This window comes from Sodalis sp. (in: enterobacteria) (genome assembly GCF_047607725.1).
Lineage (GTDB): Bacteria > Pseudomonadota > Gammaproteobacteria > Enterobacterales > Enterobacteriaceae > JBLKSS01.
Genome location: NZ_JBLKSS010000221.1, coordinates 1 through 5,206, shown reverse-complemented (window position 1 = coordinate 5,206; position 5,206 = coordinate 1). Strand labels below are relative to the sequence as shown.

The following is a 5,206-nucleotide window of genomic DNA, read 5'->3' as shown; positions in this document are numbered from 1 at the left end:
TATCATCGCCGGATTATCCATGATCTGACAGCCGTCCCTTATAGGATGCGGGTTCACTAGGCATCGTAGTTGAACATATTCTTACCGGGCCATACAACAAACCCACCAATAATTCAAGACGTCCTCCACGGGGCGCTTACCTTTATCTCAGGAAAAAATGAGCAATTTGATACATGTGCTGGGATCCGATATCCCCCATCATAATCTGACGGTGCTGCGTTTCTTCAATGATACGCTGGCGGCAATCTGCCCGCCGGCGCAGGCCCGGCGATTTATGGTGGTCGCCCCGGACGGCGCGCCATTTTCCGGCTGCGGTCAGCTGGATATCGAGCGTTTCGACAGTAAGCGGGCACTGACCAAAGCGCTGGTGCGCCGCGCCGCCGCGGCGCCGGACGAACGTTATTTTCTGCACGGCCAATTTAACCCCTCGCTCTGGCTGGCGATGCTGGCGGGCAAAATCCGCCCTGCGCGTATAAGCTGGCACGTGTGGGGGGCGGATCTGTATGAGGAATCGCGCCGCCAGCGCCACCGGCTGTTCTATCTGCTGCGCCGCCGCGCCCAGGGGCGGGTCGGCCATGTATTCGCGACCCGCGGCGATCTGGCCTGTTATCGCCAGCGGCATCCGTCGGTGCCGGCTTCGCTGCTCTATTTCCCTACCCGGCTGACGGCGGATATCGTGCGGGTGGCGTCAGCGGAGGCAGGCAATCGGCCGCTCACGCTGCTGGTGGGGGATTCAGGGGATCCCTCCAACCGCCATTACCAGGCGCTGCGCGCCATCCATCATCAATTCGGCAGCGCGGTCAAGATCATCGTGCCAATGGGCTATCCCGCCGGCAACGATGCCTATATCGCCACGGTGCGCACGGAAGGTGAGCGCTGCTTCCCCGAGGGACAGGGGCTGATCCTCACCGAACAGCTGGCCTTTAACGATTATCTCGCGCTGTTGCTGGAATGCGACGCCGGCTATTTCCTCTTCCAGCGCCAGCAGAGCATCGGCACGCTGAGCCTGCTGATCCAGCTGGGCCTGCCATTCGTACTTAGCCGGCACAACCCGTTTTGCCAGGATTTGGTCGCGCAGCAGGTGCCGGTGCTGTATGACGATGACTCGCTCGACCCCGCCCTTATCCACGAAACACAGCGGCGCATGCTGGCGCAGGATCCGGCACGTATCGCCTTTTTCTACCCGAATATCCTGCAGGGCTGGCGTCAGGCGTTGTCTATTGCCGCGGGGGTACCGCTATGACGCTGGCGCAGTTTGGCGGCTTGCTGGTGGTCTATTTGCTATCGTTGGCGTTGGCACTGTCGCTGACCTACCGGGAATTCCGGCGGGTCAGGTTTAATTTTAATGTTTTCTTCTCGGTGTTATACCTGTAGACGTTCTATCTCGGCTTTCCCTTTACTTGCCTGCTGGTGTTCCGCTATGGCGTCGAGGTGGTGCCGGTGGAAAACCTGCTGGAATCGCTGTTGGCGGCGACCGCCTTCTATGGCATCTACTATGTCAGCTACAAAACCCGGCTGTTCGCCCGCCCGCGGCCGCCCTGGTTCCGCATCAGCCATACCGAGATCCATTTGCTGTGGCTGCTGCTGGCGCTTATCGCCGTAGCAACGGTGATGGTGTTTTTCATCCATAACGGCTTTTTGCTGTTCCGGTTGCATGCCTATAGCCAGATCTTCTCCAGCGATGTCTCCGGCGTCGCGCTAAAGCGTTTCTTTTATTTCTTCATCCCCGCGATGCTGCTGATCTATTTCCTGAACCCTACCCGGCGCAGCTGGACAATCTTTCTTATCGCCACGGTCGCCTTCGGTATTTTTACCTATATCGTGGTGGGCGGCACGCGCGCCAATATTATTATTGCCTTCGCGCTGTTTTTGTTCATCGGTATCCAGCCCGGCTGGATCACCTTGTGGATGCTGGCGGGCGCCGGCGTAGTGGCGATCGCGGGCATGTTCTGGCTGGCGCTGAAACGCTACGGGCTGAATGTCAGCGGCGATGAAGCGTTCTATACTTTTCTCTATTTAACGCGCGATACCTTCTCGCCCTGGGAAAATCTGGCGCTGCTACTGCAAAACTATGGGCACATAGATTTTCAGGGACTAGCACCTATTGTACGTGATTTTTACGTCTTCATTCCCGGCTGGCTGTGGCCGGATCGGCCTTCGCTGGTGCTGAATACGGCGAATTATTTTACCTGGGAAGTGCTGAACAACTATTCTGGCCTGGCGATTTCACCCACGCTTATCGGTTCGCTCATCGTGATGGGCGGCGTCGGTTTCATCCCGCTGGGCGCTGTCGTAGTCGGGCTTATCATCAAGGGGTTCGACACGCTCTATGAGCGCGGAACGGCAGCGGGCGATCGCTACCGCGCCTCGCTCTTGCAATCCTTTTGCTTTGGCGCGGTATTCAACATGATAGTCCTGGCGCGTGAAGGATTGGATGCGTTTGTATCACGGGTGGTGTTTTTCTGCCTGGTGTTCGGGCTGTGTTTAATCTCAGCCAAACTGCTGTTCTTGCTGTTCCGGCATGCGGGGCTAATACGGCCGCGCAGCGCCAGATTGAACGACCACCGCGCCATGCCGTAACCGATTACCCCCATGGGAAGAATATAATGCCTAATAACGACGGGGTTCCCCATTATCAAATCCGCGGCCTGACCCTCTGGGGGGTTCGCGATCAGACGGAATTTATCGATTATCTTTTTGCCGGCGGACGGCTCAAAACCGGTACCCTGGTGGCGATTAACGCCGAGAAAGTCCTGAGCGCCGAGCGGGATGCGGCGCTGAAACAGCTGCTTGACGAGGCGGAATATAAGTATGCCGACGGCATCAGCATCGTACGCTCCATTCGCCGCAAATATCACCATGCCGAGGTAAGCCGTATCGCGGGCGCGGATTTATGGGAAGATCTCATGGCGCGCGCCGGCAGGGAAGGCGTGCCGGTATTTTTGCTGGGCGGCCGTCCGGTGGTGCTGATGCAGACCGAAGCGCAGCTGTGCGCGCGCTGGAATGTGAATATAGTCGGCCGGCAAGATGGCTATTTCACCGCCGACGCGCAACCGGCGCTGATAGAACGCATCCGCGCCAGCGGGGCCGCTATCGTCACCGTTGCCATGGGATCGCCGCGCCAGGAACAACTGATGCAGGCATGTCGGCGGGTACATCCTGCAGCGCTATATATGGGCGTAGGGGGCACTTATGACGTGTTTACCGGCCACGTCAAGCGCGCGCCCAAGGTGTGGCAGGATTTGGGGCTGGAGTGGCTTTACCGGCTGTTAAGCCAGCCGTCGCGCCTGCAGCGTCAGCTTAAACTTTTGCGTTACCTGGGCTATCATATCAGCGGACGCCTATAGCGGGCGAAGGGGGAAGGGCATGGCGGCGACTCAAGTGAGCAAAAGGTAACCAAACGCATCATTTCTTTGAAAAACCACTAGACAGCCGGCGTGTAAATCCGTACTATCCGCAACGGCGCTACGCGCCCGTAGCTCAGCTGGATAGAGCGCTGCCCTCCGGAGGCAGAGGTCTCAGGTTCGAATCCTGTCGGGCGCACCATCACGTTTGTGCGCAGAGCCGTGGTAAGTCCTATGCCGCGTTGCGATAGTAATCAGTAATGGTGATTGTAGCTCAGTTGGTAGAGCCCTGGATTGTGATTCCAGTTGTCGTGGGTTCGAGTCCCATCAGTCACCCCATTATCAGTGGGCATGCGAAGGTGGCGGAATTGGTAGACGCGCTAGCTTCAGGTGTTAGTGTCTTAACGGACGTGAGGGTTCAAGTCCCTCTCTTCGCACCACATCCTTGAACAGTCAGCATTACCTGCCCGTTGGCACCCCGTTTGAGTCTGTTCCGGGGGCATACGCGGCGTATCACCTCGGCGAGTAGCGCAGCTTGGTAGCGCAACTGGTTTGGGACCAGTGGGTCGGAGGTTCGAATCCTCTCTCGCCGACCATATTCTCAAAGGTCTTGTTGCGCGATAGCCAGGCAAGGTCGTAAAAGACAACAGCAAGTCATGATGACTTGCTGTTTTTTTTGCCAACATCCTCCCATGCTACCGCTGCAAATCCTTGTTTCGGTCTCGACTCGAATGGCGCCGCGTTCGCAGGCAAGTTTGCTAGGGCTATTGATGACGCTAGCCCTGAGGTGAAGACAGGACTAAACGTTCTCAAGAGGGGCTATGCGTCATGACATGGCCATCATCTTGCCCTGCCAAGAGCGAGTTATCACGATTTCTTTTAATCGATGAGGTGATGAATTTCCGCCAAAAAAACCCGTTGCCTTAAGCCAGCAAAAGCGCATCAGCTCACACTTATGAACAGAGAAATGAGACGCTGAAAACGCGATCCCCATTCTCCTTGCTGTATAAATAGAGGCGTTTTATGTTGTAGTGAAATCAATAATAATCCTAATAAATAAATTGCCATGAATTTACGTGTTTTAGTAATAAAGATAAAAATGTACAAAAAAGGTTATTGCTTAATTAAAAATAAGAAGCGCATCACATATCAACGTAAACATGACATGCTATAATGATATAAAATAATAAAAGGTTTATTATTTCTTACTTGACCGCAGAATTTAAAATTACCTAATTATATAAATTTTATTGATATCATATATGAATAAAGATTTTACGCATGTTAGCCGTATAGACAGTGGATATCGCTGCCAACGCAGGCAGGGTTGGTAAACCAATGTACAGGGAGAAAGGAATATGGAAAGGATTCTCGTTACAGGCGGAGCGGGCTATATTGGTACACACTTGGTTGAACTCCTTCTTTTTCAGAGACATAGGGTTCGTGTTATTGATAATGGTACCTTCGGTATGTCCGGGTTACGCCCCTTTTATGGGTTAAGCCATTTCGAGATGCAACAAGGGGACATACAAGTTACCGCGCATCTCCGAAAGGCGGTCGGCAATATTGACAAAATTGTTCATCTGGCCGGGATTGTCGGTAATCCGGCGTGCTCTTTTGACAAGGAAATTTGTAACGAAGTCAATGTGGTTGCGACACGTAAGCTATTTGACGTGGTGGCAAAAGAAAAGGTCAAAAATATACTTTTTGCCTCAAGCTATTGCTGGTTCCGGTCACGTCCGATCACTGATTCCGGTCACGCCCGATCACTGATTCTGATTTCATCCGATCACTGATTCCGGTCGCCCGATCAGCGATTCCGATTCTGTCCGATCGCTCATCTTCTGTTCCGCCATACTCTG

3 protein-coding genes, 4 tRNA genes and 1 pseudogene are annotated in these 5,206 nt (G+C 54.3%); all 8 read left to right on the top strand.

Annotated features, from left to right (window positions below; translation table 11 throughout):
• The first annotated feature begins 157 nt into the window (after positions 1-157).
• The 8 genes and pseudogenes from ACMX3H_RS16850 (at position 158) to ACMX3H_RS16815 (ending at position 5,140) form a co-directional block, all read left to right on the top strand.
• Entirely contained in the window at positions 158-1,243 is a 1,086-nt protein-coding gene (locus tag ACMX3H_RS16850) for a TDP-N-acetylfucosamine:lipid II N-acetylfucosaminyltransferase (RefSeq protein ID WP_415211641.1), read from the top strand.
• Positions 1,240-2,580, top strand: a pseudogene (gene wzyE, locus ACMX3H_RS16845) (ECA oligosaccharide polymerase). Before ACMX3H_RS16850 ends, wzyE begins: the two are co-directional and overlap by 4 nt.
• A gap of 26 nt (positions 2,581-2,606) precedes the next feature.
• The gene (gene wecG / locus ACMX3H_RS16840; RefSeq protein ID WP_415211640.1) at positions 2,607-3,347 is read left to right on the top strand and encodes a lipopolysaccharide N-acetylmannosaminouronosyltransferase; all 741 of its coding nucleotides are present in this window, start codon (positions 2,607-2,609) and stop codon (positions 3,345-3,347) included.
• Positions 3,348-3,469: 122 nt separating this feature from the next.
• Positions 3,470-3,546 (top strand) — tRNA-Arg (locus ACMX3H_RS16835).
• Between the two features lie 61 nt (positions 3,547-3,607).
• A tRNA-His gene (locus tag ACMX3H_RS16830) sits at positions 3,608-3,683 on the top strand.
• Positions 3,684-3,697: 14 nt separating this feature from the next.
• Positions 3,698-3,784: transfer RNA gene (locus ACMX3H_RS16825), tRNA-Leu, on the top strand.
• A 79-nt stretch (positions 3,785-3,863) separates the two neighbouring features.
• Positions 3,864-3,940, top strand: a tRNA-Pro gene (locus ACMX3H_RS16820).
• A 762-nt stretch (positions 3,941-4,702) separates the two neighbouring features.
• A complete protein-coding gene (locus ACMX3H_RS16815) occupies positions 4,703-5,140 on the top strand; it encodes an NAD-dependent epimerase/dehydratase family protein (RefSeq protein WP_415211639.1) in 438 nt (145 codons plus the stop codon).
• The last annotated feature ends 66 nt before the right edge of the window (positions 5,141-5,206 follow it).

Bases quoted from the DNA above. Each gene is read 5' to 3' on its own strand.
- ACMX3H_RS16850 (WP_415211641.1), top strand. From the start codon at position 158: ATGAGCAATTTGATACATGTGCTGGGATCCGATATCCCCCATCATAAT.
- wecG (WP_415211640.1), top strand. From the start codon at position 2,607: ATGCCTAATAACGACGGGGTTCCCCATTATCAAATCCGCGGCCTGACC.
- ACMX3H_RS16815 (WP_415211639.1), top strand. From the start codon at position 4,703: ATGGAAAGGATTCTCGTTACAGGCGGAGCGGGCTATATTGGTACACAC.